Annotated in this window: 22 protein-coding genes and 2 pseudogenes; 17 read left to right on the forward strand and 7 right to left on the reverse strand. The window is 72.5% G+C overall.

Annotated features, from left to right (window positions below):
- The first annotated feature begins 25 nt into the window (after positions 1-25).
- The 5 genes from ACFY0I_RS09080 to ACFY0I_RS09100 all read left to right on the forward strand — a co-directional run bounded on the left by ACFY0I_RS09080 (position 26) and on the right by ACFY0I_RS09100 (position 5,249).
- Complete coding sequence (locus ACFY0I_RS09080; RefSeq protein WP_388892330.1) at positions 26-574, forward strand: hypothetical protein; 549 nt, start codon at positions 26-28, stop codon at positions 572-574.
- A 155-nt stretch (positions 575-729) separates the two neighbouring features.
- The gene (locus ACFY0I_RS09085) at positions 730-1,902 is read left to right on the forward strand and encodes an LLM class flavin-dependent oxidoreductase (RefSeq protein ID WP_388892333.1); all 1,173 of its coding nucleotides are present in this window, start codon (positions 730-732) and stop codon (positions 1,900-1,902) included.
- A complete protein-coding gene (locus ACFY0I_RS09090; protein ID WP_388892335.1) occupies positions 1,899-3,005 on the forward strand; it encodes an alcohol dehydrogenase catalytic domain-containing protein in 1,107 nt (368 codons plus the stop codon). The genes ACFY0I_RS09085 and ACFY0I_RS09090 overlap by 4 nt, the downstream gene beginning before the upstream one ends.
- 108 nt (positions 3,006-3,113) lie before the next feature.
- Positions 3,114-3,923, forward strand: coding sequence for an ATP-grasp domain-containing protein (locus ACFY0I_RS09095; protein ID WP_388892337.1), 810 nt, complete (start codon positions 3,114-3,116; stop codon positions 3,921-3,923).
- Positions 3,924-4,058: 135 nt separating this feature from the next.
- Complete coding sequence (locus tag ACFY0I_RS09100) at positions 4,059-5,249, forward strand: acyl-CoA dehydrogenase family protein (RefSeq protein WP_388892340.1); 1,191 nt, start codon at positions 4,059-4,061, stop codon at positions 5,247-5,249.
- A gap of 54 nt (positions 5,250-5,303) precedes the next feature.
- On the opposite strand, the gene ACFY0I_RS09105 is transcribed toward ACFY0I_RS09100, so the two are convergent.
- Entirely contained in the window at positions 5,304-6,899 is a 1,596-nt protein-coding gene (locus ACFY0I_RS09105) for an MFS transporter (RefSeq protein WP_388892343.1), read from the reverse strand.
- 359 nt (positions 6,900-7,258) lie between these two features.
- Here ACFY0I_RS09105 and cpt point away from each other — a divergent pair, with 359 nt between their 5' ends.
- Positions 7,259-7,789, forward strand: coding sequence for a chloramphenicol phosphotransferase CPT (gene cpt, locus ACFY0I_RS09110; RefSeq protein ID WP_388892798.1), 531 nt, complete (start codon positions 7,259-7,261; stop codon positions 7,787-7,789).
- Positions 7,790-8,270: 481 nt separating this feature from the next.
- A complete protein-coding gene (locus tag ACFY0I_RS09115) occupies positions 8,271-9,284 on the forward strand; it encodes an ABC transporter permease (protein ID WP_388892346.1) in 1,014 nt (337 codons plus the stop codon).
- A 155-nt stretch (positions 9,285-9,439) separates the two neighbouring features.
- Here the strand turns inward: ACFY0I_RS09115 and ACFY0I_RS09120 are convergent, their stop codons facing one another.
- A complete protein-coding gene (locus ACFY0I_RS09120) occupies positions 9,440-10,387 on the reverse strand; it encodes a LuxR C-terminal-related transcriptional regulator (RefSeq protein ID WP_388892349.1) in 948 nt (315 codons plus the stop codon).
- A 340-nt stretch (positions 10,388-10,727) separates the two neighbouring features.
- Here ACFY0I_RS09120 and ACFY0I_RS09125 point away from each other — a divergent pair, with 340 nt between their 5' ends.
- From ACFY0I_RS09125 to ACFY0I_RS09135, 3 genes are read left to right on the forward strand one after another with little or no spacing between them, the layout of a single operon-like run.
- A complete protein-coding gene (locus ACFY0I_RS09125; RefSeq protein WP_388892352.1) occupies positions 10,728-11,687 on the forward strand; it encodes an oxygenase MpaB family protein in 960 nt (319 codons plus the stop codon).
- Positions 11,669-13,759 (forward strand): tetratricopeptide repeat protein, encoded by a 2,091-nt coding sequence (locus ACFY0I_RS09130; RefSeq protein WP_388892354.1) that lies wholly within the window; start codon positions 11,669-11,671, stop codon positions 13,757-13,759. Before ACFY0I_RS09125 ends, ACFY0I_RS09130 begins: the two co-directional genes overlap by 19 nt.
- The gene (locus tag ACFY0I_RS09135) at positions 13,756-15,342 is read left to right on the forward strand and encodes a phytoene desaturase family protein (protein ID WP_388892356.1); all 1,587 of its coding nucleotides are present in this window, start codon (positions 13,756-13,758) and stop codon (positions 15,340-15,342) included. The genes ACFY0I_RS09130 and ACFY0I_RS09135 overlap by 4 nt, the downstream gene beginning before the upstream one ends.
- A 65-nt stretch (positions 15,343-15,407) precedes the next feature.
- Here ACFY0I_RS09135 and ACFY0I_RS09140 read toward each other — a convergent pair whose 3' ends face one another.
- Positions 15,408-15,857, reverse strand: coding sequence for a nitroreductase family deazaflavin-dependent oxidoreductase (locus ACFY0I_RS09140; RefSeq protein WP_388892358.1), 450 nt, complete (start codon positions 15,855-15,857; stop codon positions 15,408-15,410).
- Positions 15,858-15,928: 71 nt separating this feature from the next.
- The gene (locus tag ACFY0I_RS09145; RefSeq protein ID WP_388892360.1) at positions 15,929-17,104 is read right to left on the reverse strand and encodes an FAD-dependent monooxygenase; all 1,176 of its coding nucleotides are present in this window, start codon (positions 17,102-17,104) and stop codon (positions 15,929-15,931) included.
- A 97-nt stretch (positions 17,105-17,201) separates the two neighbouring features.
- On the opposite strand from ACFY0I_RS09145, the gene ACFY0I_RS09150 reads away from it, so the two are divergent.
- Complete coding sequence (locus ACFY0I_RS09150; RefSeq protein WP_388892362.1) at positions 17,202-17,813, forward strand: TetR/AcrR family transcriptional regulator; 612 nt, start codon at positions 17,202-17,204, stop codon at positions 17,811-17,813.
- A gap of 38 nt (positions 17,814-17,851) precedes the next feature.
- On the forward strand, positions 17,852-18,229 hold the full coding sequence (locus ACFY0I_RS09155) for a VOC family protein (RefSeq protein ID WP_388892364.1): 378 nt from the start codon (positions 17,852-17,854) through the stop codon (positions 18,227-18,229).
- Positions 18,230-18,257: 28 nt separating this feature from the next.
- Here ACFY0I_RS09155 and ACFY0I_RS09160 read toward each other — a convergent pair whose 3' ends face one another.
- A complete protein-coding gene (locus ACFY0I_RS09160; RefSeq protein ID WP_388892366.1) occupies positions 18,258-19,460 on the reverse strand; it encodes an erythromycin esterase family protein in 1,203 nt (400 codons plus the stop codon).
- A gap of 104 nt (positions 19,461-19,564) precedes the next feature.
- Here ACFY0I_RS09160 and ACFY0I_RS09165 point away from each other — a divergent pair, with 104 nt between their 5' ends.
- From ACFY0I_RS09165 to ACFY0I_RS09185, 5 genes and pseudogenes are all read left to right on the forward strand, one after another.
- Positions 19,565-20,341, forward strand: a complete 777-nt coding sequence (locus ACFY0I_RS09165; protein ID WP_388892368.1) for a TioE family transcriptional regulator — start codon at positions 19,565-19,567, stop codon at positions 20,339-20,341.
- Positions 20,342-20,743: 402 nt separating this feature from the next.
- Entirely contained in the window at positions 20,744-21,307 is a 564-nt protein-coding gene (locus ACFY0I_RS09170; protein WP_388892370.1) for a hypothetical protein, read from the forward strand.
- A gap of 401 nt (positions 21,308-21,708) precedes the next feature.
- On the forward strand, positions 21,709-22,353 hold the full coding sequence (locus ACFY0I_RS09175; protein ID WP_388892372.1) for a transposase: 645 nt from the start codon (positions 21,709-21,711) through the stop codon (positions 22,351-22,353).
- A 67-nt stretch (positions 22,354-22,420) separates the two neighbouring features.
- Positions 22,421-23,255, forward strand: a pseudogene (locus tag ACFY0I_RS09180) (IS5 family transposase).
- A gap of 146 nt (positions 23,256-23,401) precedes the next feature.
- Positions 23,402-23,851 carry a hypothetical protein gene (locus ACFY0I_RS09185; protein WP_388892374.1) on the forward strand — a complete coding sequence of 150 codons (450 nt, stop codon included), beginning with the start codon at positions 23,402-23,404 and terminating at the stop codon, positions 23,849-23,851.
- 199 nt (positions 23,852-24,050) lie between these two features.
- On the opposite strand, the pseudogene ACFY0I_RS09190 reads toward ACFY0I_RS09185, so the two are convergent.
- Positions 24,051-24,828 (reverse strand): annotated as a pseudogene (locus ACFY0I_RS09190) (IS5 family transposase); the annotation flags it as partial.
- A gap of 40 nt (positions 24,829-24,868) precedes the next feature.
- Positions 24,869-26,890 (reverse strand): serine hydrolase, encoded by a 2,022-nt coding sequence (locus ACFY0I_RS09195; RefSeq protein ID WP_388892376.1) that lies wholly within the window; start codon positions 26,888-26,890, stop codon positions 24,869-24,871.
- Positions 26,891-26,957: the final 67 nt, after the last annotated feature.

Consider the following 26,957-nt stretch of genomic DNA (forward strand, 5'->3'; position numbering starts at 1 on the left):
CGGCGGGTGAGCGGGGGCGGGGACCATGGACGACCAGCGGGACCGCGCCCCCGGCCGTGGCGAGCGCCGCCGGTTCCTCGCGCTGACCGGCGGGGCCGCGCTGCTGCTCGCCGCCGCCGGCGCGGCCGCCCTGTGGCCCGACGCGGAACCGGAGTCGGAGCCCGACCGGCGGCGCGTGCGTACCGACACCGAACCGCTGAACCGCCGCTTCGAGCAGGCCCTCGGGCCGCTCTCCGATCCCCACTGGCTCGGCTACGACGTCGACGCCTCCTCCGCCGACCGCTTCCTCCCCGGACCGGACTCCCGGATCCGGCTCGTCGGCATCGCCCGGACGCGGCCCGGAGCCGCCTCGCGGATCCTCGAAGGCTCCGGGCACGCCTTCGTTCCCGCCGGGCTTCCCGACCTGCCGGCCCGCCTGCGCACGCACGTGCCGACCGGTGCGCGATGGCAGGGCAGTCCGGGGTTCGACACGGCCGCGAACCGGCCCGGGCCCTCGGTCGTACCGTCGGGCACCTACCGCCTCGACGCGGCCCGCGACCTCGCCTGGTTCGACGTCGTCCTCCTCCACACCTGAGTGGACCGCCTGGGCGGACCGCCTGAGTGGGCCACCGGGGCGGCGTCCCCGGAACATCCCACTGAGCGGGAGGACGGCGGCCCGGGCATTGAAGACGCGGGGCGGGCGGTGTTTCGTCGGACGGCCGGGACTTCGCCGACCGAAGGGCACCGCCCATGCCACAGCCCTACCTCCCCACCCGTTTCGGGGTGTTCCTCGCCCCCTACCACCGCCCCGATCGCGACCCGGCGCTCCAACTCCGCCGCGACCTGGACCTGGTGGCAGCGCTCGACCGGCTCGGGTACGAGGAGGTGTGGGCCGGAGAGCACCACTCCGCCGGCTACGAGATCATCGCCTCGCCGGAGCTGTTCCTGGCCGCCGCGGCCGAACGCACCAGCCGGATCATGCTCGGCACGGGCGTCAACTCACTCCCGTTCCATCAACCGTTGATCCTCGCCGACCGGATCTGCCAGCTCGACCAGCAGTCCCGCGGCCGGGCCGTGCTCGGTGTCGGCCCCGGGCAACTGCCCTCCGACGCCTTCATGACGGGCGTCGACCCGCGGCGCTCCCGGGCGATGATGTCCGAGTCCCTCGACGCGATCGTCCGGTTGCTGCGCGGCGAAACCGTCACCACGGCCACCGACTGGTTCACCCTGGAAGAGGCCCGCCTCCAGCTCGGGCCCTACCGGGGCAGGGAGTTGGAGGTTGCCGTCGCCTCCGCCGTCTCCCCGACCGGCGCCGTCCTCTCCGGCCGCCACGGAATCTCCATGCTCTCGCTCGCCGCCGCCGACCCGACCGGATTCGCCACCCTCGACACCAACTGGGCGGCCCACGAACGGGCCTGCGCCGAGAGCGGGCACCTCCCCGACCGCACGGGCTGGCGACTGGTCACCCCCGTGCACCTCGCCGAAACCCGCGAAGCGGCCCTGAAACAAGCGGAATTCGGCGCCCCCGACCTGGTGGCCTACATCGAGGCGCTCGGCGGCAGCAGACTCGAAGGCTGCGCCACCCCCGCCGGGGCCGTCGAGCGCTGGACCGCAGAGGGGCTGCCCACCTTCGGACGGGCCGTCATCGGCACCGCCGAGGACGCCGTCGAGCGGATCGCCGAACTCGCCGAGAAGACGGGCGGCTTCGGCACCTTCCTGATCCTCCAGCTGGACATCGCCGAACCCGCCGCGGCCCTGCGCAGCCTGGAGATCTTCGCCGAACGCGTCGTCCCCCGGCTCACCGGAACCGCCGAGGCGCGTCGCGCGAGCCTCGACTGGGCCGCCCGCAACAGCGAGCGCTTCGTCGGAGCCCTGCGGCAGGCCACCTGGGAAGCCGTCGCCCGCAAGGGGGAGGTCCGATGAGGGCGGCGGTGTTCCAGGACGGGCGGTTCACCGTGGGGGAGCACCCCGATCCCGTACCCGGCCCCGGGCAGGCCCTCGTCGAAACCCACGCCTGCGGGATCTGCGGGTCCGACCTCAGCGCCGTCGCGCACACCGCGGAGTTCCTGCGGGCCTCCCGGGACAGTGGCACCACCGGCTTCCTCTTCGACCCGGCACGCCCCCTGGTGATGGGCCACGAGTTCTCCGGCCGGGTCCTGGCCTACGGCCCGGGCGCGAGCGGACCCGAACCGGGCACCGGGGTCGTCGCCCTGCCCTGGGCGCTCGACGCCGGCGGGGACGTCCGTACCGTCGGCTACAGCAACGAATTCCCCGGCGGGTTCGGCGAGCGGATCGTCGTCCAGGCGCAGGCCCTCCTGCCGGTCCCGGGGTCCCTGGACCTGACGCTCGCCGCGCTCACGGAACCCCTGGCCGTCGGCTTCGGCAACGTCGCCCGCAGCTGCGCCGGGCCGGGCACCCCCGCCGTCGTGATCGGCTGCGGGCCCGTCGGGCTGGGCGCCGTCGCGGCGCTCCTGGAGCGCGGCGCCGGACCCGTCGTCGCCTCCGACCCGTCGGCGCTGCGGCGGGCGTCGGCGGCCCGGCTCGGCGCGCACGCGGTGGTGGACCCGTCCGCGGACGGCGCCGATCCGATGATCCGGTGCGCCGAACTCGCGGGACCCCGGCCGCTGCCGCCGGTGGTGGTCAACTGCGTGGGCGTGCCCGGCATGCTGGACCGGCTCCTGCACACGGTGCCCCGCGGCACCGAGATCCTCCAGATCGGCGCGGTCATGACGCACGACGCGATCCGCCCCGTGGTCGGCATCTACAAGGACGTCACCCTCCGGATGTGCCTCACGTACCCGCCGCGGGAGTTCGGCGCCACCCTGGCCCGTCTCGCCGACGGCCGCCTCGACGCGACGGCCCTGATCACCGGTGAGGCGGGGTTCGGGGGCCTGGACGCCGCGTTCGCCTCCCTGCGGCGGCCGGAGGAACACGTCAAGGTCCTGATCCGCCCGGGCCGCACGGGCGCGGCCGTCACCGCCCCGGCGCGGGACCGGCCGGACACGGCGGGCGGCGGGTCGCGGTGAGGGCCGTGCCCGCGCGACCCGGCGGCCGTCCCGGGCGTCGTACGTCCCCCTCGCCGGCCTGCCCGGCGGCGTTCGGGCGGTCGTTCGGGTCGGCGCGATGATGGGGGCATGGACACCGAACGTCTGCTGCTGCTCGCCCCGCGCCCCAACGACACCGCGCCCCGCCTCGGCGCGGCAGCCACCCGTCGGGGGATGCGCGCGCTGACCGCGACGGACTGGCAGGTGCCGGCCGGGACGCCCGACGGCGTACGGGCGCACCTGTACGGCGGGCCGCTGCTCGCCGACTCGGTGGCGGGGGAACTCGGCGTCCTCGCGCTGGAACCACCGGTCGACTGGCTGGCCCGACTGCCCCGGGCGCTGTCCGGGCGGCAGGTCGAATCCGTCACGCTCGCGCAGGCACGCCGGCTGCGCAGGCCGGCCTTCGTCAAGCCGCCGACCGACAAGTTCTTCCCGGCCCGGATCTACCCCGACGGCTCGCGGCTGCCCGGACCCGACGCCTTCGACGACGACCTGCCCGTACTGGTCAGCGACATCGCCGGTTTCGCCCGCGAGTACCGGCTGTTCGTCCTGGACGGCGCGGTGCACACCGGCAGCCGTTACGCCGTCGGCCCCCTCCTCGATCCGCTTCCGCTCGACGAGGACCCGTACGCCGCCGGGGTGCGGGCCTTCGCCGTCGAACTGCTCGCGGATCCGGCCTGCCGGCTGCCCTCGGCGGCGGTGGTCGACGTGGGCCTGCTCCAGGACGGTGGCTGGGCGGCCGTGGAGGCGAACCCGGCCTGGGCGAGCGGGGGTTACGCCTGCGACCCGGAGCGGGTGCTGGACGTGGTGTGCCGCGCGGCGGGCCCCGCCGCGCAGGCGGCGGTGGCGGACCGGGCCTTCGCCCGACCGGTGCCCGGGGGTGGTCCGGCCAAGCCGTGACCTGGGCCGCCGCGCCGTCGGTGCGTCCGCGCCCGTACTCCCGGCAGTCCGGGCCTTCCGAATTCTTGTAACGGGTTCTAGTCTGACCGCCGCCACCACAGAGACCGGCTGGACCGCGAGACTCCCGGAGGGGCCGTGCACCTCGAATACACGCCTGAGCAGCAGCAGTTGCGCACCGAACTGCGTGCCTACTTCGCCGAGCTCGTGCCGCGGGACGTCTACGCCCGCTACGAGGACCCGGCCGCCCAGAAGCGTTTCTACCGGGAAACCATCCGCCGGCTCGGAGCGGACGGCTGGCTCGGCGTCGGGTGGCCCGAGGAGTACGGCGGGCGAGGCATGTCGCCCATGGACCAGTTCATCTTCTTCGACGAGGCCGCGCAGGCGGTCGTCCCGCTGCCGCTGATGGCCCTCAACACCGTCGGCCCCACGATCATGCAGTTCGGCACCGAGGAGCAGAAGGCGTACTTCCTGCCCCGGATCCTGGCCGGTGAGATCGACTTCGCCATCGGGTACAGCGAGCCCGACGCCGGCACGGACCTGGCCGCGCTCAAGTGCAAGGCCGTGCGCGAGGGGGACGAGGAGAGCGGCACCTACGTGGTCAACGGCCAGAAGATCTGGACCACCAACGGCGACACCGCGGACTGGGTCTGGCTCGCCGTCCGCACGGACCCGGACGCCCCCGCGCACAAGGGCATCACCATGCTCCTCGTGCCGACCGCCGACCCGGGGTACTCCTGCACCCTGATCAACACCCTCGCCTCGCACGACACCACCGCCAGCTACTACGAGGACATCCGCGTCCCCGCGAGCCGCCGCGTCGGCCAGGAGAACAAGGGCTGGCGGCTGATCACCAACCAGCTCAACCACGAGCGGGTCACCCTCGCGGCCCACGGCACCATGGCGATCCGCGCCCTGCACGACGTACAGCGCTGGGCCGCCGGTACCAAACTCGCCGACGGCCGCCGGGTCCTCGACCTGCCCTGGGTGCGGGGCCGGTTGGCCCGCACCCACGCCCGTCTCGATGCCATGAAGCTGCTCAACTGGCAGATGGTGAACGCCGTACAGTCCGGCACGCTCACCCCGCAGGACGCCTCCGCCGTCAAGGTCTACGGCTCCGAGGCGCGCAGGGACGCGTACGCCTGGCTGATGGAGGTGGTCGGCGCGGCCGGGTCCCTCAAGGACGGCTCCGCCGGGGCGGTCCTGCACGGCGAACTCGAACGCGGCTACCGCAGCGCCGTGATCTTCACCTTCGGCGGCGGCAACAACGAGATCCAGCGCGAGATCATCTCCTGGATCGGCCTGGGCATGCCCCGCGTCCGCCGCTGACCCGGTGTGACGGCGGACGTGGTCCGTGCCGCGGGCACCCCACGGGCTCCGCCCTCACGACTCCCGGAACTCTCGCGACTCTCGGAACGGGACGGGGCTGCGCGTCTCTTCGTGGTCGGGCTCCGGTAGTGGACCCCGTTTCTTTCCCGCAGCGGGCAAGGAAACCAGCAGCACGGCTGCTCCGAGGAGGGTGATGACCGCGATCCAGCCCGCGCCGACGTGCATGGCATGGATGAACGCGTCATCGGCGGCCCGAGCGAGAGCGGGCCGGTGGATGGCGGCGGCGACGTGGCGGGCCTGTTCGGCGGAGACGCGCGCCTGATCCCGGACCGGACCGGGTGCGCCCTCCAGCGAAGGTTCGATGGCGCGGCGGTACACGATCGACAGGATCGTGCCGCCCACCGCGATGCCGATGACGCTGCCGGTTTGTCGCACGGTGTTGGTGACGGCCGAGCCCGCACCGGCCCGTTCCAAGGGCAGGTCGCTGAGCAACGCGGCCGTGACGGGGCCGATCACCATGCCGATCGCGAGCCCCTGGAGCAACAACAGGATCTCGATGAGGGCGAGCGGAGTGTGGAGTCCGAGGAACCCGTACCCACCCATGGTCAGCGCGGCCATGGTCAGCGCCGGCACGGTGACCAGGCGTAGCGACAGGCGCCGAACCAGGCGGGGGGCGAGGGACGCCCCCGCGAGCGCGCCGAATGCGGTCGGGACATTGGCCAAGCCCGCCTTCATCGGCGAAAATCCGAGCGCGCCCTGTAGGTAGAACGCGTTGTAGAAGGTGATGGCGGCCACGGCGAAAAGCAGCAATCCGAGCGCCGCATTTCCGCCCCCGAAGGTACGTTGCGCGAGCAGTCGCGGATCAAAGCCGGGCACCTTGGCGCGCAGTTCGACGCATGCGAATGCGGCCAGCAGAACCAGACCCGCCACGATCGGCGCCCAGACGTCGGTAGGGCTCCACGCGGCCACCTGCCCCGCTCGGATCAGCCCGTAGGCCAACGCCGCGAGCCCGCTGGTCGACAGCAACATTCCGGCGGGGTCCAGAGCCCGCGGATCGGGGCTGCGGAAGTTCGGAACCAGCACGACGAGCCCGACCAGGGCCACTATCGCGACCGGGACATTGATCAGAAAGACCGAGCCCCACCAGAACCGATCGAGCAGGAATCCTGCCAGCACCGGGCCCACAGCCATTCCGACACCGGCCGACGTCGAGAAGACGCTGATCGCGGCGGTGCGCGCGGGGCCGGTGAAGGTCCACATGAGGATGGCCAGGTTGGCGGGCGTGATGAGCGCGCTGCCCACCCCCATGGCGGCCCGAGCCGCGATCAGCTGCCCTGCGTCGCCGGCGTACGCCGCCCACAGCGAGGACCCGGCGAAGATCACCAAGCCGCCGGCGAACACGGTCCGGTGACCGAACCGATCGCCCAACGCGCCTGCGGTGAACATCAAGGTGGCGAAGGCCAGCGTGTACGAACCGGTCGCCCATTGCAGCTGACCGGGATCGGCCCCCAGTCCGCGGACCGGGTCCGCAAGGGTCTCCAGCGTGATACTCAGGACGGTATTTTCCAGCCACATCAGCAGCGAACACGACATGAGAACGGAAAGAATCAATTGTTGCCTGAACTTCGGCAACGTCACAGGCGCGGTCATGAACACCTTCGGATAGCGATCTGCGGGAACCGAACGACTGGACCATAAGCAAACTCCACGACACCGTCAAGCTTGGAATTCTTTATCAACTCTGTTGCGGTTGAAGGGATTTCATGTCCTCGACTGGATTTGCCGGCCGGGCAATTTCGTGCCCTGCGACGGATGTGCGGCCTGAAGGAATGTGGAAATTCCGGGGGGTTGTGGCCGATCGGATTTCATGCCCTCGCCGGTGGCGCGGTGCTGTGGAAGACCATCCGGCGAAGTGTCCGATCAATATCGCGGCCGGGTGCCGACCGGCGTCCGCGGTGACGCCACTTCCGTATCGCGGCCCGTCGAGCCGCCTCTACTGTGGCGACGTGATGACTCAGGTGATCGTTCTCAACGGTGGTTCCAGTTCGGGGAAGTCCGGGATCGTGCGGTGTCTGCAAGCCGTCCTGCCGGGACCGTGGTTGGCCCTCGGGACCGACACGTTGGTCGACGCGATGCCCGCGGACCTGCGGGCGTCGGACGCCGGGATCGAGTTCGCACCGGACGGAGAGGTGATCGTCGGTGCGGAGTTCCGGACGCTGGAGGCGGCGTGGATCGCGGGCGTCGCCGCGATGGCCCGGGCAGGTGCGCGGGTCGTCGTCGACGAGGTCTTCCTGGGCGGAGCGGACTCGCAGCGGCGTTGGCAAACGGCCCTGCACGACGTGCGGGTGCTGTGGGTGGGCGTCCGGTGCGACAGCGCGGTCGCCGCCGGCCGCGAGGTCGCACGCGGCGATCGGATCACGGGGATGGCCGCGTCCCAGGCCGACCTGGTCCACCGCGGTGTGGCCTACGACCTGGAGGTGGACACCACGCACGCGGAGGCGATGGACTGCGCACGCGCCATCGCCGCACACGTGAGCTGATGGGCGTCCCGGTGGTCCGCCGCCACGAGCGGGACGCCGTGGCGATCAGCCGGTCATGACCCCGTGGGGGACAGGTGGGTCGGGGGAACCTGGGCGTCGGTCCGCGGTGGCGTGAAGCCCGGGATCCGCTGCGCCGGCGTTCGGTGGTACCTCCTGATACGTCCGTGATCGGGCGTGCTGCGCAAAGGTGTACCGCACGGTTGTGAAGTCGCGCGGCGGCCGTCGAGGCGACCTGGGGCCGCCCGTTCGAGTCAGGATTCAGGTGCGGGGGGCCGACGGCTTCCCCGCCCGCCGAACCCCCCTGCGCGAGGGATTCGGCGTCCATCCCCTTGGACCCGCCGCGGCTTCGCCATGCCCGTGTGCGGTGAGCAACGGGACCCGTACCGCTCCGACCAGGGGCCGAACAGCCCGACCCGCTCGACGGGTGGCGCCGGCAGTGACGCGCAGCCCCGCCGGCCACACCGGATCCCAGGAAGACATCATGAGCTCAACTGCCTCACCGCGCGCCGAAGCGCGCACCATCCTCATCATCGTCGCGATCGTGCAGTTCGTCATCGGCGGCTGGTTCTCGTGGTCGGCGTCCCGCACGGCACCGCACGACCTGCCCGTCCTCGTGGTCGCCGGCCGGGGTGCCGACCAACTCGCCGAGCGGCTGCGCGCGGGCGCACCGGGCGCGTACGAGGTCAAGGGCGTCGACACCGTCGAGGCCGCGGACGCCGCTCTGCGTCAACGCAGGGCGTACGGAGCCCTGTCGCTCACCGCGACCGGTCTCGAGCTCCACCTCGCCTCCGCCGCCTCGCCGGCCGTCGCGCGGAACCTGGCCGGCCGGGCGCAGGAACTCGCCGCGGGGCCCGTCCGCACCACCGACGTGGTGCCCGCGGACCCCGACGACCCGCACGGAGCGGGCCTGGCCATGGGGTTCCTGCCGCTGCTCATCACCGCCGTCATCGCCGGTCTGCTCTTCGCCCTCAAGGTGCGGTCCGCCGCCGCCAGGTTCCTGGGCGTCGTCGGGTTCGCGGTCGCCTCGGGCCTGCTCAGCTCCCTCATGCTCACCCACCTGAGCGGCGTCCTGCCCGGTGACTACTTCGTCAACGCCGGCATCGTCGCCCTGCTGGAACTCGCCATGGTCGGTGTCGTCACCGGTCTCGGTTCGCTGATCGGAGCGCCCGGCATCGCCGTCGGCGCAGTCCTCATGTTCGTCGTCGGCAACCCGCTCTCCGGCCTGACCTCGGCGCCGGAGATGCTGCCCCAACCGCTCGGCGCTCTCGGCCGGTTCCTGCCCGCCGGCGCCGCCGCCGGTCTCCTGCGCACCGCCGGTCCCTTCGGCGGGGCGGGCGCCGGAGGCCCCGTACTCATCCTGCTCGCCTGGGCGTTGATCGGTTTCGGCCTGCTTTGGGCGAGCTCCCGCCGCAAGCCGGTCGTCCCGCCGCAGGGCGCCGCACGCGACCTCGCCCCCGCGGGCGAGCAGCGGCCCGAGACGGCCCCGGTGTACTGACCTCCCGGCGCCGCCCACCGCCGGACGCGCGGGTTCCCGTCCCTGTCGAGGACGGCGGTGGGCGGGATCGTGTGCGTACGTTCCCGCGACCCCGCGACCCCGCGACCCCGCGACCCCGCGACCCCGAACCGATCGGACCGGTCGAGGCTGCCGGGTCAGGTCGACAGGCGTCCGCCGTCCGGCTCGCGGCGTTCGTCCCCGGGCAGCATCCCGGTGGTCGCGATCAGGTAGCCGAGCTGGGCGCGGCTACGGCTCCGCAGGGCGGCGGCGATGCGGCTGACGTGGGCGGCGACCGTGCGTCGGCTGGTGCCCAGCCGACGGGCGATCGCCTCGTCCGTGTGTCCGGCGACGAGCAGGCGCATGACGGCCCGCTGGATCTCGTCGGCGATACCGGGTTCCACGGTGCGCGAGGAGCGCGGATCGCAGGAGCGCGGAGCGAGCGAGGTCCCCCGCTCCCACGCCTCCTCGAAGACCTGGACGAGGAAGGAGACGAGGGACGGCTGTCTGATCTCCAGCGCGGAGGTGCGGGCCCCGATGCGGCCCGGTACGTAGGCCACGGTCCGGTCGATGATGATCAGCGGGTCGATGACGTGGTCGAGGGTGCGGACCTCGCAGCCGGCTCCGACGAGGCGCTCGATGTGGCGCAGGGTCGCGGTGTGGGTCCGTACGGCGTGCTGGTGGAGGGCGCGGTGTCGGGCCGGTCTGCGGACGTGGTCGAGTCCGTCGAGGTCGTAGGAGAGCCGGGAGCCGCCCGGTTGAACGGTCATCAGCTCCTCGCGGCACTCGCGGACCGCGTGGGCGAGGGTGGCGTGGATGGCCTGCTCGCCGTCGATGGTCGTGGCCCAGCCCGTGTGTTCGCGTTTCGCCGCCGTGTAGATGGCCCCGACCGGTACGAAGCTGTCCGCGATCGCCTGGGCGTCCAGGCGCTGCTTCTCCAGCGACTGCTCGATGGGTCGCACCAGTTCGGCCTTGGCGACGTCCGGCGATACGGGCACCAGCACGGTGGGGTCGTCCGGCGGCGGGACCAGCAGCCCCATCCGCAGCAGACAGGCCGGTGCGCCCTCCCGGTCCGTACACCCCTTCACCACGGCCTTGCGGTACACGGTCAGCCCCTCACCGCATACGCCGCTTCCTCGGTCCGCGGAGTCGCCACGATGACAACATTCCTCCGGGTACCGCCCTGCGTGATCCTGCATGGCCCCATTATGCACTTCGAAATGAAGCCAATTGGGCGATATCGTTCGGTACTTTGATGCTCGTACCCCATCTTGACCATGGAACCGTGGTGGGTGTGAGGGGGCGCACCGACTCGGCGTACCGGCCTCCCTGCCGGCGGCCGTCCCGGCGGGTCCGCCGGCGCCGCGTCCCACGCCTGAGCCCGGCCCCCGCCGGGTAGGCTCCCAGCCCCGGAACGGGCCGGGCGGTCGCGGCGGGAGGCGGACCATGGACGCAGTGCCGTACGGGGACGCCGACCCCGGCCTCTACGGGCCGGACTCCGTCACCTGGCAGTGCCACGGCGACCCGGTCATGTGGATCGCCGGGGTCCGCGCCCTCTACCTCCAGGCCCTGCACCCGCGCGCGGTGCGCGGCGTGATGGCCAACAGCGCCGCCTTCGACGGCCCGGGCGGCCGCGCCGACGCCTGGGGGAGGCTGCTGCGCACCGCCGACTTCGTCGGCACCCTCACCTACGGCACCACCGAGGCCGCCGAGGCGGCCGGAGCCAGGGTCCGCGCCATCCACCGCAGGCTCTCCTTCACCGACCCCGGCACCGGCGAACGCTTCCCCGTCGACGACCCCGCCCTGCTGCTCTGGGTGCACTGCGCCCAGATCGACAGCTTCCTCCACGTCCTGCTCCGCTCCGGCGCCCCCCTGACCCCCGCGCAGGCCGACCGGTACGTGGACGAGAACCGGGTGAACGCCCGCCTCGTCGGCCTCGACCCGGCCGACGTGCCCGCCGACACGGCGGCGCTGGCCGCGTACTTCGAGAAGGTCCGCCCCGAACTCGCCGCGGGCGCCGACGCGCGCGCCGTCGACGACTTCCTGCGCGCGCCGCCGGTCCATCCCCTTCTGGTCCCTGGCCGAAACCTGTTGTGGGGCCCCCTCGCCGCGATCGCCTACGGCTCCCTACCGCCCTGGGCGCACGCGCTCTACGGCAGACCCGCGCCGCCTCCCCGCAGCACCACCCGACGCCTGCGTCGCACAGGTCGCATGCTGCGCAGCATTCCCGCAGGTCTGCGATGGCAGCTGCCGCCAGGTCACATCTTGAAAGCGATGCGTCGACTGGGCCCCGGGAGCCGCCCCTCCGCGTACACACTGCGTACATCAGCGGCCATACTGGACCGGCCGGGGAGGGCGTGGCACGACGACGGGGGCGACTTCAAGACATGGCGGAGTCCAGACTGATCCAGGGCCGGTACCGGTCGCTCGATCTGATCGGGCGCGGTGGCATGGGCGAGGTGTGGCGCGCCCGTGACGAATCGCTGGGCCGGCAGGTCGCCGTCAAGTGCCTCAAGCCGGTCGGGCACGACCAGGACGCCCACTTCACCCAGGTCCTGCGCGAACGCTTCCGCCGCGAGGCCCGCGTCGCGGCCTCCCTCCAGCACCGCGGCGTCACCGTCGTCCACGACTTCGGCGACGACAGCGCGGCCGGCGGCCCCCTCTACCTGGTCATGGAACTGTTGGAGGGCCGCAACCTCAGCCAGCTGATGGAGGACAACGAGGCGCGCCCGCTCCCCGTCGACGTGGTCCTCGACATCGCCGAGCAGATGGCCGCCGCCCTCGGCTACACCCACGACCAGGGCGTCGTCCACCGCGACCTCAAGCCCGCCAACATCATGCGGCTCACCGACGGCACGGTGAAGATCTGCGACTTCGGCATCGCCCGCCTCGCCCACGACATCGGCTTCACCGCGAAGCTCACCGGCGGCGGCATGGCCATGGGCACCCCGCACTACATGTCGCCCGAACAGATCGCCGGCGGCGAGGTCGACCACCGCAGCGACCTGTACTCCCTCGGCTGCGTCCTCTACGAGATCGCCACCGGCGCCCCGCCCTTCGACCTCGGCGACTCCTGGTCCGTGCTCGTCGGCCACCGTGACAACACGCCGGTACCGCTGCGCGAGCACCGCCCCGAGTTGCCCGCGCACTTCGAGCAACTCGTCCTGGAACTCCTCGCCAAGCGCCCCGAGGACCGCCCCGGCGACGCCCGCCACCTGCACCGGCGCCTGATCGAGGCGCGGTACGGGCCCGTGGGCCCGGCGGCGGTCCGGGCCCCGCTGCCCGCGTGGGCCGAGGGCATGACGGCCGGCCGCAAGGCCGGCATCGAGGCCCGGCCCGCCAGCGGCGCATGGGCCGTGCTCACCGGGTCCTGGACGGCCGCCCGCCCCGCCGGACGGACCGCGCACACCTCCGGCGAGCAGCGCATCACGCGGCCCGCGCCCGCCGAGGACCCCCGGCTGACCAGCGTGTACGGGCTGCCGCGCGCGCCCCTGCCCGCCCCCGGCGACCCCGGGCACCCCGACGCGCTCGCCGCCGGGCACACCCGCGCGTTCGCCCTCAGCCGGGCCGGCCGCAACGAGGAGGCCCTCGCCGTCTACGCGGCCGTGGCCCGCGGCCGGGCCGAGGTGCTGGGCCCGGACCACCCCGACACCCTCGCCGCCCATCAGGAGGAGGCGTACGAACTGTCACGGCTGCAACGCCACCGCGAGGCGTACGAGATCTACGGCGCCGTCCTCGCCGCCCGCACCCGCGGCATGGGGCCCCGCCACCCCGACACCCTGCGCTGCCGGCACAACCTCGCCTGCGCCCTGGGCGCCCTCGGCCGCCACGCCGACGCCCACGCCGCCGCCGTCGAAGTGGCCGCCGACCGGGCCGCCGTACTCGGCGCCGAGCACGCCGACACCCTGCTGACCCGCTACGAGGCCGCATACGCCCTCGGCCGCCTCGGCCGCTGGGAGGAGGCGCTGACCGGTTTCCGGCACGTCGCCGCCGCCCGCGAACGCACCCTCGGCCGCGACCACCCCGACGCCCTGGCCGCGCGCTACGAGACCGGCATCGCACTGGGCCGCACCGGCCGCCCCGCCGAGGCCCTCGACGTGTTCCGGGCCCTGGTCGCGGACCGCACCCGGGCCTACGGCGCCGCCGACCCGGAGACCCTGCGCGCCCGCCACGTCCTCGGCGTCAACCTGGGCCGCCTGGAGCGCTGGGAGGAGGCCGTCGCCGAGGCCCGCGAGGTGGGCGCCGCCCGGGCCTCGGCCCTGGGCGCGGAACACACCGACACCCTGGTCAGCCGCCGGGAACTCGCCGTCGGCCTGGGCCGGCTGGGCCGCTGGGACGAGGCGCTGCCCATCTACCGGGACCTCTCGGGCATCCGCGAACGGTCCCTCGGCGACGAGCATCCCGACACCGCGCTCGCCCACGCCGACGAGGCACACTGTCTGGAGCGGCTGGGCCAGGTGTGTTACCAAGAGCCATGACAGCCACCACGGGCTCCACCGGTTTCGCGCACGACGTGTACGACGCGGTCATCGTCGGAGGGGGCCACAACGGCCTGGTCGCCGCCGCCTACCTGGCCCGGGCCGGCCGTTCGGTGCTGGTCCTGGAAAGACTCGGACACCCCGGCGGGGCAGCCGTCTCCACCCGCCCCTTCGTCGGTCTCGACGCCCGGCTGTCGCGGTACTCGTACCTCGTCTCCCTGCTCCCCGCGAAGATCGTCCGCGATCTGGGCCTGCGGTTCGCGGTCCACCGACGCACCGTCTCCTCGTACACGCCCGTCGAACGCGCCGGCCGCCCGGGAGGCCTCCTCGTCGGCGGCGGCGAGGCCCGCACCCGGGAGTCCTTCGCCCGGCTCACCGGCTCGGACCAGGAGTACGAGCGCTGGCGCGCCTTCTACGGGACCACCACCGAAGTCGCCCGCAAGGTCTTCCCGACCCTCACCGAACCCCTGCCCACCCGCGACGAGCTACGGGCCCGGATCGGCGACGAGGACGCGTGGCGGATGCTGTTCGAGGAGCCGCTGGGCCGGGCCGTGGAGCGGCACTTCGAGGACGACCTGGTCCGCGGGGTCGTCCTGACCGACGGCCTCATCGGCACCTTCGCCGACGCCCACGACCCCTCCCTCGCCCAGAACCGCTGCTTCCTCTACCACGTCATCGGCGGCGGCACCGGTGACTGGGACGTGCCCGTCGGCGGCATGGGAGCACTCACCGACGCGCTGGCCGACGCCGCGCGGACCGCCGGCGCGGAGATCGTCACCGGGCACGAGGCACTGCGCATCCACCCGGACGGCTCCGCCCCGGCCGAGGTCACCTTCCGCACGGAGGCCGGGGAGGGCAGCGTCGCCGCCCGCACCGTCCTGGTGAACGCCTCGCCCCGGGCGCTCGCCGAACTCCTCGGCGAGGACCCCGGCGCCGGACCGGACCCGGAGGGCGCCCAGCTCAAGGTCAACATGCTGCTGAGCCGACTGCCCCGCCTCCGGGACACCGCCGTCGACCCCCGCGAGGCGTTCGGCGGTACCTTCCACATCGCCGAGGGGTACGAGCAACTGCGACGGGCCCACGCGGAGGCGACCGCGGGCGAACTGCCCTCCGTACCGCCCTCGGAGATCTACTGCCACTCGCTGACCGACCCGTCGATCCTCGGCCCGGAACTCGTGGAGCAGGGCTACCAGACGCTCACCCTCTTCGGACTGCACACCCCGGCCCGGCTGTTCGAGAAGGACAACCGGCAGACGCGCGAGGTCCTGCTGACCGCGACCCTGGCCCAGTTGGACGCCCACCTGGACGAGCCCATCACCGACTGCCTGGCCTTCGACGCCGACGGCCGACCCTGCATCGAGGCCAAGACCCCGATCGACCTGGAACGCGAACTGCGCCTGCCCGGCGGCCACATCTTCCACCGCGACCTGTCCTGGCCGTACGCGGACGCCGGCGCCCCGGGCCGCTGGGGCGTGGAGACCGCCCATCCCAACGTCCTGCTGTGCGGGGCGGGCGCCGCCCGCGGCGGCGGCGTCAGCGGCATCCCGGGCCACAACGCGGCGATGGCGGCCCTGGGTCGCTGACGCCACGCGCCCGGGGGGACCGTGGAGGTGCCGGACGCCGGTCGGGCGGACGATCAGGCGGTGGGTCAGGCGGACGGTTCGATGACCACGATCGGGATCTCGCGGTCCGTCTTGGCCTGGTACTCCTCGTACGCGGGCCAGTGGCCGACCATGATCGGCCAGAACGCGGCGCGCTCCTGCGAGGTCGCGGTGCGGGACGTGCCCCGCACGACCTTCGGGCCGACCTGGACGCGGACCTCGGGGTGTTCGGTGAGGTTCCGGTACCAGAGCGGGTGCGCGTCGTCGCCGCCCTTGGAGGCGACGACCAGATAACGGCCCCCGTCCTCACCGTAGATGAGGGGGGTGCGGACGGGCTTGCCGGAGACCCGGCCGAGGGTGGTGAGCAGGAGGGTCTGCGTACCGTTCCAGTGGTGGCCCTCCGCCCCGCCCGAGCCCACGTACAGCTTCACGTGGTCCAACTGCCAGGTGCCTTCCCGGGGGTCGCTCGGGTGGTCCCAGTCGATGTCCGTGGTCATGGGCTTCGCCTGCCTTCGTGTGAACGGTCGATGAGTTCGACAACGACGCTCAACGCCCCCGGGTGCGCCGGTTATGCCGGGTGCGGCGCCGGGCCGCCCGGAAGGGTGAATCCGTCGAAGAGGTCGTCCAGGGCCCGCCGCGCCGCACGGGCGGGTGTCGCCCGGAGGGCGAGGTCGCGGGCGGCGACGGCCACGGGGTGCGTGAGGGCCGCGATCCGGCCGGCGCGACGGGAGCGGACGCGGAGGGCGTCGGTGCGGGCGAGCCGGGCCCGGGTGTACGCGGCGAGCGCCGCCGGCGCGGGCAGCGCGTCCAGCAGGTGGGCCAGGACGACGGCGTCCTCGACGGCCTGGCAGCCGCCCTGGCCCAGGTTGGGGGTCATGGCGTGCGCGGCGTCGCCGATCCAGGCGACCCGGCCGTGGTGCAGGCGGGGGAGCGGACCGGCCAGGTCGTACAGGTCGTGCTGGAGCACGGCCGCGGGGTCGACGCGCTCCAGCAGGGCGGGGATCGGGTCGTGCCACGTGCCGTGGTGGCGCAGCAGCTCGGTACGCACGTCCCCGGGCCGATACCCGGCCGGGACGACGGCGGTGGCGTAGAGGTAGGTCCGACCGTCGGCGAGGGGGACCGCCCCGAAGCGTCGGCCGCGCCCCCAGGTCTCGGCGGCCTCGGTGACGGCGCCGCCCGACGGGAGCACGGTGCGCCACGCGGTCTCCCCGCTGTAGCGCAGGCCGCGATGGCCGGGGAAGTACCGCCGGCGCAGCGGGCTGTGGATGCCGTCGGCGGCGATCACCACGTCCGCGGCGAACTCCCCCCGGGAGGTACGGACCACCGGCCGGTCCCCGTCGGCACCGGTGACCTCGGTGACGGCGGCCCCGTACCGCAGGGCGTCCGCGGGCAGGACCGCGGTCAGGGCGGCGGCGAGGTCGCCGCGGTGCACCGCGAGCGGCGGACCGCCGTAGCGGACGGTCATGGTCGCGGTGTCGGCGCGGCTGAGCCAGGCGCCCGACGGCCGGCGCAGCCCCATCGCGGCCGGCACGGCCCCGCCGCCGTCCCGGGTGGCGTCGAAGCCGATGGCGTCGAAGGCGCGCAGGGCGTTGGGGGCGAGGACGATGCCCGCGCCGACGGCGGACGGCCCGTCGGCCCGTTCGCAGACGGTGACGTGCCAGCCCCTTCGGTGCAGGGCGAGGGCGGCGGTGAGTCCGCCGATCCCGCCACCTGCGATGACGGCCCGGCGTCGGCGTTCGGGCATGGCACGGCCTCCTGTTGCTCGCGGGACCACTCGCAGATCTCCGAACCTCTACATCCGTAGAGGGCGCACCGTCACTCTACAGCTGTAGAGTGACGACATGTCCACCCCCGACGCCCGGCCGCCCGCCCCCGACCGCAGGACCCTCATCGCGGACACCGCGATCGGCCTGGTGGCCGCCGGAGGGTTGCGGAGCCTCACGCACCGCGCCGTCGACGGGGCCGCGCGGCTCCCGGCGGGCAGCACCTCGTACTACTTCCGTACGCGAACGGCGCTCATCGGCGCCTGCTACGGGCGCCTGGTCGAGCTGGACCTCGAAGACCTCGAAGGGCGCGACGGCGACGCCCAGGCCGGCCCGCTCGACCGGGACGGGGTCGCACGGATCCTCGGCGCCCTGCTCCACCGCTGGCTCACCGAAGGCCGCGCACGCCAACTGGCGCGCTTCGAACTCAGCCTGGAAGCCGCCCGGAACCCGGAACTCGAACCCGAACTCCACCGGGCCGGTCTGCGCGCACGGGCCCGCGCGGCCGGCGTCCTCACGGCCCTGGGCGCGGCCCGGCCGCAGGAGTCCGCCGAACTGCTGGCGGCCTGGACGGACGGCCTGCTCTACGACCGTCTCGCCGGCTCCCTGGCCCGCTCCCGTCCCGCCCCGGATCCGGCCGAACTCACCGCCACCGTACGGCGGATGCTCGACGCGGTCCTGGCGCCGTGAGCGGGCCGGGCCACCGGCCGGCCGTCTAGGATTCCGCCATGATCGCTGAACTGCAGTGCGTGGTCCTCGACTGTCCCGATCCGCTGCGACTCGCCGAGTTCTACGCGGCGTTGCTGGGCGGCGCCGTCAACCGGCCCGACCCGCGGTGGACGGTGGACGAGCGGTGGGCCACCCTCCACACCCCGACCGGGGCCGTCCTCGCCTTCCAGCAGGCCCTCGACCACCAGCCGCCCGCCTGGCCCGACCCCTCCCGCCCCCAACAGATCCACCTGGACCTCGCCGTCACCGACATCGACCGCGCCGAGGAGCAGGTGCTCGCCCTCGGCGCCACCCTCCTCGACGCCAGCCGCGACGCGGAGGGTTGGCGCGTCTACGCCGACCCGGCCGGACACCCCTTCTGCCTGATCAACGACTGAGGCCCCCGCCCCGGGCGGAGACCTCCCGCTACGGGGTCGGAAAGGTGAGCCGGGGCGTGTCGGCGCCGATGTGCAGGACAGCGTCCGACGCGTCCGCGGTCGCCCGATCGAGCGGGGAATAGCCCTGTTCCGGGCGGATGTCGGCCCGGGTGCGCGCGGCGCCGAGATCGCGGGCCGGGGTCAGGCCCCAGGCGTCGACCCGGCGCTGCAGGAGGCCCTCGTACGTGTCCGGTTCGGGCTCGGGCAGGCCGAGTTCCTCGCTGAGGCCGAGGCTGCCGGCGACGTAGGCGTACCGCTCACCCAGCAGGGAGCCCACGATCGCGCCGGCCCCCGACCACACGAGGTCCCCGTCGGGCAGGTGCCAGCGGCTCGGGTTCCGCTGCAGGTGGAGGTTGTGGGAGAAGACCAGGGTCGGTCCCCGTCCCGCCTCGATGGTGCGGATGGCGAGCAGGTTCTGCGCCATGAGCGCGTCCCGGGCGGCCAGTTGGCGCGTGAACCGGGCGTGCCCCTTGCCGGGCAGCGCCGACGTCCTGTGGTAGCGCAGCAGGCCGACTCCGGTGGTGAGGTGCGCCTCGGCCCGGAACCAGGCGGCGCGCGAGGTGGCGGCGATCAGCTCCGGTGCGCGGGCGTGCAGCGCGAGGAGCAGGTCGTCGGCGATCGCCCGGAGTCCGTCCGCCTCCGGGCTCGACCCGATCGGCGCGGCCGGGTCCGTGGCCGCCTTCGGGTCGCTCCACCGTTCGTCGGGGCCGGCGAGGCGGTCCAGGTCGAGGGCGTCCGGATCGAGACCGTTCGGATCGAGGGCTTGCCGATCGAGGCCGGGCCTCAAGTAGTCGCGTACCCGCACGAGATGGGGGCGGGGGCTCGGTGCGCCGGTCATCTCCGTCGGGATGTCGAAGCCGTGGAAGGCCAGCCGCTCCCGCGCGGGCCGGCCCTCGTTGTACGCGCGCATCCAGGCGACCAGTCGCCTGTTCGCCTCCAGTGCGCCGAAGCCGTGGGTGAAGCCCTCGGCCATCACCGCGTCGAGGGTTCCCACGCCGTCCCGGACGAAGTCGTCGACGGCGAACGCGGTCACCCGGTCGGTCTCCAGGGCGATCGACCGGAAGCCGAGGCCCACCAGCCGGGCGAAGAGCGCGTTGCGGGCCCGCGCGAAGACCGTCGCCCGGTGGGTGGGTTCGCCCAGCGCCAGCAGCTCACACGACGGGGTCACGAAGTCTCGGATGTCCTGAGTCATGTGCCACAAGCGTATCCTTGAAAGTCCGGTGGAGACTTTCGGCCGGCGAGTACCGGGAAAATGCGCCGATCCGGGTCCACAACCTTAAAACAGGGGGAACCCGCATGAGACCGGCCGACCTCGCGCGCGAGCACGGCATCTCGACCCAGGCCGTCCGCAACTACGAGCGGGACGGGTTCCTCCCACCGGCCGCGCGCACGCCCAGCGGCTACCGGATCTACACCGCGCGCCACGCGGCAGCGCTGCGCGCCTACCTCGCGCTCGTTCCCGCCTACGGACACCGGGACGCGGGCCGGATCATGAACGCGCTCCACCACGGCGGCCCCGACGGCCCCGACGCGGCGCTGGCCCTCATCGACCGCGGCCACGGCAGCCTGCTGCGCGACCGCGACACCCTCGACGCGGTGAAACGGGCGGTGGACCACCTGACCGCCGACCCGGGCGCTGCCCCGGGCGACCCCGCGACGGGCCCCGGCCCCCGCACCGTCGGCGAGCTCGCGCACCGGCTCGGCGTCACCCCGGCGACGCTGCGCACCTGGGAGGTCCTCGGCATCCTCACCCCGACCCGGGACCCCGCCACCGGGTACCGCGCCTACCGCGCCGACGACGTCCGCGACGCCGAACTCACCCACCTGCTGCGGCGCGGAGGCTACCCGCTGGACCACATCGCCGCCGTGGTCCAGCAGGTCAGGGGCGCCGGCGGCGCCGAAGCGCTGTCCGACGCACTCGCCGACCTGCGCCGCCGACTCACGGCCCGGGGCCGCGCCATGCTCGCCGCGGCGACCCGCCTCAGCCCCTACCTGGACCTCCTCGACGACGCCGCCGCGCCGCCCCGGGAGCCCCAGGCCGACTCGGGTCACCAGGCAGTGTCTGACGAATGATCACGGGCTGGTTCGCGGAGCCGGAGGACACCTCCGTCAACTCGCCTCGACCTGCCACGAGATCGGTTTTCAGGCGGGCCTTGGAGGTCGCACAAATAGGCGACAGTCAGGACGGCTTCGCGGGCGTGCGCTCCAGCTGGTGGACCGTCCCGGTCGAACTGTGGCCGGTCATCGAACCGTTGCTGCCCGAGCCGGGGCCAAAGCTGGTTGCGGGCCGACCAGCGATGATCCAGGACCGCGCTGGCAGGCACCCGTGTATCTGCTCACCAAGCACCTTGAGGTCGACACGGCGAGCGTCACCCCTGCGGGGGACGCCGCTCAGTACAGCCTCATTCGCGCGGGGGGAGCAGTTCGGCCCCCGGGGATGATCCCTGGTTGTGCCTGCTTCACGAGGATGAAGCCATGAAGCTGGAGATCCTTCACACGCCCCCGCCCGTCAGTGACACCGAGCGGCCCGTTCCCCGCTGGGCTATGCGCCTGGCCCATGCGCTTCCGCTGCTTCTGCTGCCGTCGTGCCTGTGGCGGCTGCCCTTCGCTCTGCACTTCGACATGGGGCAGGTTCAGGAGGCCGGCATGCCGGCCTATTGGGTGAGCGTCCCGTATGTTCTCGGGCTCAGCGTGTTATCGGAAGCGATCGCGATCTTGACCATCGGGCTGGTCCGAGGCTGGGGAGAAGTGGCACCCGCCTGGATCCCGATCATCGGCGGCAGGCGCATCCGACCGATGGCGGCCACCGTCCCCGCTGTCCTCGGCGGATTGATTCTCACCCTTCTGTTCACCACTATCCCGATCGGCAACGGTCGTGAGCTCACCCCCTACGGCATCATCGACACTGTCGAATACACCAACGATGCCTGGGAGACGCTTGCGACGTTGTGCGTCGCCCCCATCGCCGTATGGGGTCCCATCACCATGGCTCTAGCGATTGCCCACTACCGCCGCCGGACCGCGCCGGCGCCGGGTTAGCTTGGCTCGGAAGATCATCATCCAGACCGCTGTGAGGGGGCCACGGCCGTCACGTACTTGATGCTCGCGCGCCTACCCGAAGGGGGCTTGGGCGACTTCGACGCTATGGAAGCGCCATCCTGCCACTCCTTGCCGAGTGTGGAGGGCGTCCTCAGCGCCGACCGCGCACGCTGGACGATCGGGTCGAGGCCCACCTTGTGACCTTTCCCAACGGCGAGGTTCTCGCTGCCTTCCGAGCGGATCCCCGGCGTTCTACCGCTGCACCGTTGCTGGAGTCATCCGGGGCAGTGGTCGAACTACTCGCGGTGCGCGACGTGCAGTGAAGGGGTGGGGCGGCAGATGAGCAGGCACGGACTCCGTGATCACGGAGTTGCGACGCTCTTTGATCACTGGGGAGACCTGTGCCTGCACTGCCGCCATGGCTGACCGAGCCGCTATGGGACCGATTCGCGGCTCTGCTGCCAGGGCGCCCGGAGTTCGATCCGGCCCATCCGCTGGGCTGCCACCCACGCCGGATCGGCGACCGGATCGTCTTCGACAAGCTGCTGCAGATCCTGCGGTTCGGCTGTTCGTACGAGGCGATCGCGGACGCGACCTGCTCAGCCACGACCATCCGCAACCGTCGGAACGAATGGATACGCCTGGGCATCTTCGCCCGTCTGAAGCACATCTCACTCGACGCCTACGATCGCATGGTCGGCCTCATCCTGGACCAGATCGCCGTCGACGGCTCCATCACCAAGGCCCCCGGCGGGGGCGAGGCAGCCGGACGCTCCCCGGTGGACCGGGGCAAGCAGGGCCTGAAACGCTCGCGCATGACCGACGGTTACGGTATCCCGCTCGGCCGCGTCTTGGCCGGAGTCAAGTGCCACGACTCCCCACTGCCGGCCCCAACCCTCGATCTTCTGACGGACCTTGGGTCGCTGCCAAACGAGATCACTGTGCACCTCGACGCCGGCGCCGACACGATCATCATCGTGCGTAGCCTGATCCACCGAACCCGGACCACCTACCGCTGGGACAGCCGGCCACAACGCCGACCATGAGCCGGCCCCTATCCGCGCGACCTCTTAGACATCGTTTCTTTTGGCGTGGTCGTTCGTTGAACGGTGCATGGCGGATCTGGTTGAGCGGTTGGTGCCGGACGAGTTGTGGGTGTTGTTCCGGCGGGTGGTGCCGCCGACGGAAGTAATACGTCCGCAGGGTGGGGGCCGACGGCGTGCCGGTGACCGCGAGGCCCTGGCCGGGATCGTCTTCGTGGCGACCTCGGGCTGCACCTGGCGCCAGCTCCCACCGGTGTTCGGTCCGAGCTGGCAGACGGTCTACCGGCGCTTCGCTCAGTGGAGTCGGGCCCGTGTCTGGGCCCGGCTCCACCGCGTCATCCTTGATGAACTCGGTGCCCGCGGACAGCTGGACTGGTCGCGGTGCGCGATCGATTCCGTCAGCCTGCGGGCCGCAAAGGGGGGCCACTGACGGGACCGAATCCGACCGACCGCGGCAAGTTGGGATCGAAGATCCACCTGATCACCGACAGGAACGGACTGCCGCTGTCCCTGGACTCTCCGGCGCGAACATGCACGACAGTCAGGGCCTGGAGCCTCTCGTGCTCGGCATCCCACCGATCCGGTCCCGCCGCGGCCCCCGGCGCCGACGGCCGGCGAAGCTGCACGCCGACAAGGGCTACGACTACGGCCACCTGCGCCGATGGCTCCGCCGGCGTGGAATCCGTCACCGCATCGCCCGCAAGGGCATCGAGTCCTCACACCGGCTGGGCCGACATCGCCGGGTCGTCGAGCGAACCGGGTCCTGGCTGGCCGGCTGCCGAAGGCTCCACCGCCGCTACGAGCGCAAGGCTGAGCATTTCCTCGCCTTCGTCGGCATAGCCGCAGCCCTCACCGGCTTCCGCCGACTCACCAAGTCACACGACGTCTTGGTCAGTTCGAGGTAGCGCTAGCGCTGACTGAGCATCGGCTCGACAACCTCCGAGAAGGCGCCTGACAGGCGGTACCGGTCAACCGAAGTCACCTATCCATAGGATATTTTGACTGGCCTTCTGTCTCACACGACATCTATAACGAACCAAGGGAGAACATCATGAGCATCACCAGGACCGCACGTAGGACGCGGGTCAAGGTCGCCGCGTCCATCGCGGCCCTGGCCGCGGGCTCACTCATACTCACCGCCTGCAGCGGAAGCAGCGACAGCGCCAGCAAGCTCGACGGTACCTACTACGTCAAGGACATCAACGGCACGTCCCACCTCGGCCAGCTGGTCGTCAAGGGCAACAGTGTCTCGCATCATGAGTACGACTGTGATGGTGTCTACCAGAAGCCGGGCGTGACCAGCACCGGCGAGTTCAACAAGGATCAGTCCCAGATCATCTGGACGGTCGTCGGAGACGACACCCGCAACGAGCGGACCGGCAGCGAGTCCGTCGCAACCAGCGAAACCTCGATCAGCATCAGCGGTAGCGCGTACGTGCGTGACAACTCCGATGCTGGCAAGGCTCTGCTGGACGGCTTCAAGACCAAGTGCAAGAAGTAGCGTCGACGTCCCGCTCGGCCGGCGAAGGGCATCGCGTCCACGGGCTTCTGTCCTTCCTCGTCTGGTCAAGCCTCTGACGCCTGCTCCTGAAGCTGCTGCGCCCAGTAGTCCTCGATGGTCTCCGGCGGCTGGTCGTACTTCGGGGCATGCTGCTCGACCAAGATGTCGTGTGACTTGGTGAGTCGGCGGAAGCCGGTGAGGCTGCGGCTATGCCGACGAAGGCGAGGAAATGCTCAGCCTTGCGCTCGTAGCGGCGGTGGAGCCTTCGGCAGCCGGCCAGCCAGGACCCGGTTCGCTCGACGACCCGGCGATGTCGGCCCAGCCGGTGTGAGGACTCGATGCCCTTGCGGGCGATGCGGTGACGGATTCCACGCCGGCGGAGCCATCGGCGCAGGTGGCCGTAGTCGTAGCCCTTGTCGGCGTGCAGCTTCGCCGGCCGTCGGCGCCGGGGGCCGCGGCGGGACCGGATCGGTGGGATGCCGAGCACGAGAGTCTCCAGGCCCTGGCTGTCGTGCATGTTCGCGCCGGAGAGTCCAGGGACAGCGGCAGTCCGTTCCTGTCGGTGATCAGGTGGATCTTCGATCCCAACTTGCCGCGGTCGGTCGGATTCGGTCCCGTCAGTGGCCCCCCTTTGCGGCCCGCAGGCTGACGGAATCGATCGCGCACCGCGACCAGTCCAGCTGTCCGCGGGCACCGAGTTCATCAAGGATGACGCGGTGGAGCCGGGCCCAGACACGGGCCCGGCTCCACTGAGCGAAGCGCCGGTAGACCGTCTGCCAGCTCGGACCGAACACCGGTGGGAGCTGGCGCCAGGTGCAGCCCGAGGTCGCCACGAAGACGATCCCGGCCAGGGCCTCGCGGTCACCGGCACGCCGTCGGCCCCCACCCTGCGGACGTATCACCTCCGTCGGCGGCACCACCCGCCGGAACAACACCCACAACTCGTCCGGCACCAACCGCTCAACCAGATCCGCCATGCACCGTTCAACGAACAACCACGCCAAAAGAAACGATGCCTTAGTCCGCCGACCGGGTCCACCCGACGGCTTCGAGGCGGGTCGCGTCGGCCGGGCGGTCCTCGGCGAACAGCAGGCGGCCCGGTTCCGCCACGCGGAGGACGTCCACGTACACCCCCCGCCCGACGTAGCGTCCGGTCGCCGAATGGCGGAACCGGAGCCGGACCTCACGGCCCGGCCCGGCGGGCAGGGGCGCCTCCAGCCGGTGCCACATGCGGCCCGACCAGCCGCCCGCGGAACCCGTGGGCCACTGCTCGGACGTACCGCCCGTGGTCCGTACGGTGGTGAAGGGCAGGGGTTCCCAGGTCTCCCCGTCGACGCAGACCTCCAGGTGGAACGCACCGGCGCCGGGAACGGTGTCCCACCACACGGCGCAGCGCAGTCGGGCGGTCCCGGTGGTCGGGGTCAGCGGTGGCAGCGTCAGGGTGCCCGAGCCGCCGGTCTCCATGCCCGAGTACCAGGCGGGGCCGCCGTGCTTCGTACGGACCGGCACGGCCCGGGCGAAGCGGTTGCCGACGGCGACCCGGGGCGCGCTGCCCGCCCGCCACGTCCGTACGGGGTGCACGGAGTTGCCGAGCAGGATCAGGAAGGAGTCGGTGGAGGGGTCGAGCACCAGGGAGGTGCCGGTGAAGCCGGTGTGTCCGGCGGAGTGCGGTGTGGCCATCGCGCCCATGTACCAGTGCTGGTAGAGCTCGAAGCCCAGGCCGTGGTCGTCGCCGGGGAACGCGGTGTTGTAGTCGGTGAAGAGCAGTTCGACGGAGGCGGGGCGCAGGATCCGCTTGCCCGCGTAGACCCCGCCGTCGAGCAGGGCGCGGGCGAGGACGGCCAGGTCCCAGGCGGTGCCGAACACCCCGGCGTGGCCGGCGACGCCGCCGAGGGCGTGGGCGTTCTCGTCGTGCACCTCGCCCCACACCAACCCCCGGTCGAGCCCGGACCAGGGAGGGCGCTGCACCTCGGTCGCGGCGGTGACCCGGCGCCAGGACAGCGGGGGGTTGTAGCGCGTGCGGTGCATCCCGAGCGGAGCGGTGATCTCGTCGTGGAGCAGGACGTCCAAAGTGCGAGCGGTGATCCGTTCCAGCAGCAGTTGGAGCGCGATGAGGTTGAGGTCCGAGTACCGGTACACCGTCCCCGGCGTCTCCTGCGGACGCACCGACCACAGCAGCCTCAACCTCCCCTCACGGGTGGGTTCCTGGTAGAACGGCGCCCACGAGCGCAACCCCGAGGTGTGCGTGAGGAGCTGTCGGACGGTGACCAACTCCTTGCCGCCGCCGGTGAACTCCGGCAGGTAGCGGTCCACGGTCGCCTCCAGGTCCAGGCGTCCGCGCTCCATCTGCTGCACGGCCAGGATGGAGGTGAACAGCTTGCTCAGGGAGGCCAGGTCGAAGACGGTGTCCTCGGCCATCGCGATCCGTTCGGCTGCCGGGAACTCCCGGGGCCGGTCGGTCCGTCCGTCGTAGTCCGCGTACCGCACCGCGTCGCCCATCGCCCGGTGCAGCGCGATCGTCCGGCCCCGCCCGGCGAGGACCACCGCCCCTGCGTAGTAGGGGCGTTCGGGGGAGGGGCCGAGGAAGCGCCGGGCCTCGTCCGCGACGCCCTCCAGGTGCTTCTCCAGCAGCCCGGCCTGCCGGGCCGACCCGTACCGCAGCCGGAGCCCTTGCAGGGCCCGCCGCTCGGCCGGGTTCCCCGCGGCCCCGGCGCCCTGGCCGGGCAGTGCGGCGTGCAGGACGAGGACCCCGCCGAGCGCCAGCAGCCGCGCCCCGAGCCGCCGCCGGCTCAGGCCGCCGCCGCCGCCGTCACCACCGACACCGACGCCGTCACCACCGACACCACCGCCGCCGCCGTCACCCGGGCCGGCGTCGGTCGGCGGCCCGGGCGCGTACGTTCCCCGCGCCCCAAGGGGTCGTGTCCCGGCGGCAGTCGGGGGCCCCGCGGGGGGCGGTACCCGGCCCGTGCCGTCGTCGTGATCCGTGGCCCGTGGAACCGTGCCACGAGGCACCCCGTCACTCGTCGCCGTACCGCCCATGTCCGGCCCTCCTGTTCCTGCCCGCGCACGCTACTGGGTATCTGCCCGCCCACCCGGCACCCTCCGC

Source organism: Streptomyces sp. NPDC001568, from assembly GCF_042893755.1.
In the GTDB taxonomy this organism is placed as follows: Bacteria; Actinomycetota; Actinomycetes; order Streptomycetales; family Streptomycetaceae; genus Streptomyces.

Coding starts and splice junctions, on each gene's coding strand:
- ACFY0I_RS09145 (WP_388892360.1), bottom strand. CDS start 17,104: ATGCCCGAACGCCGACGCCGGGCCGTCATCGCAGGTGGCGGGATCGGC.
- cpt (WP_388892798.1), top strand. CDS start 7,259: ATGACTCAGGTGATCGTTCTCAACGGTGGTTCCAGTTCGGGGAAGTCC.
- ACFY0I_RS09125 (WP_388892352.1), top strand. CDS start 10,728: ATGGACGCAGTGCCGTACGGGGACGCCGACCCCGGCCTCTACGGGCCG.
- ACFY0I_RS09090 (WP_388892335.1), top strand. CDS start 1,899: ATGAGGGCGGCGGTGTTCCAGGACGGGCGGTTCACCGTGGGGGAGCAC.
- ACFY0I_RS09170 (WP_388892370.1), top strand. CDS start 20,744: ATGAAGCTGGAGATCCTTCACACGCCCCCGCCCGTCAGTGACACCGAG.
- ACFY0I_RS09085 (WP_388892333.1), top strand. CDS start 730: ATGCCACAGCCCTACCTCCCCACCCGTTTCGGGGTGTTCCTCGCCCCC.
- ACFY0I_RS09160 (WP_388892366.1), bottom strand. CDS start 19,460: ATGACTCAGGACATCCGAGACTTCGTGACCCCGTCGTGTGAGCTGCTG.
- ACFY0I_RS09185 (WP_388892374.1), top strand. CDS start 23,402: ATGAGCATCACCAGGACCGCACGTAGGACGCGGGTCAAGGTCGCCGCG.
- ACFY0I_RS09195 (WP_388892376.1), bottom strand. CDS start 26,890: ATGGGCGGTACGGCGACGAGTGACGGGGTGCCTCGTGGCACGGTTCCA.
- ACFY0I_RS09155 (WP_388892364.1), top strand. CDS start 17,852: ATGATCGCTGAACTGCAGTGCGTGGTCCTCGACTGTCCCGATCCGCTG.
- ACFY0I_RS09080 (WP_388892330.1), top strand. CDS start 26: ATGGACGACCAGCGGGACCGCGCCCCCGGCCGTGGCGAGCGCCGCCGG.
- ACFY0I_RS09115 (WP_388892346.1), top strand. CDS start 8,271: ATGAGCTCAACTGCCTCACCGCGCGCCGAAGCGCGCACCATCCTCATC.
- ACFY0I_RS09105 (WP_388892343.1), bottom strand. CDS start 6,899: ATGACCGCGCCTGTGACGTTGCCGAAGTTCAGGCAACAATTGATTCTT.
- ACFY0I_RS09165 (WP_388892368.1), top strand. CDS start 19,565: ATGAGACCGGCCGACCTCGCGCGCGAGCACGGCATCTCGACCCAGGCC.
- ACFY0I_RS09140 (WP_388892358.1), bottom strand. CDS start 15,857: ATGACCACGGACATCGACTGGGACCACCCGAGCGACCCCCGGGAAGGC.
- ACFY0I_RS09150 (WP_388892362.1), top strand. CDS start 17,202: ATGTCCACCCCCGACGCCCGGCCGCCCGCCCCCGACCGCAGGACCCTC.
- ACFY0I_RS09135 (WP_388892356.1), top strand. CDS start 13,756: ATGACAGCCACCACGGGCTCCACCGGTTTCGCGCACGACGTGTACGAC.
- ACFY0I_RS09130 (WP_388892354.1), top strand. CDS start 11,669: ATGGCGGAGTCCAGACTGATCCAGGGCCGGTACCGGTCGCTCGATCTG.
- ACFY0I_RS09095 (WP_388892337.1), top strand. CDS start 3,114: ATGGACACCGAACGTCTGCTGCTGCTCGCCCCGCGCCCCAACGACACC.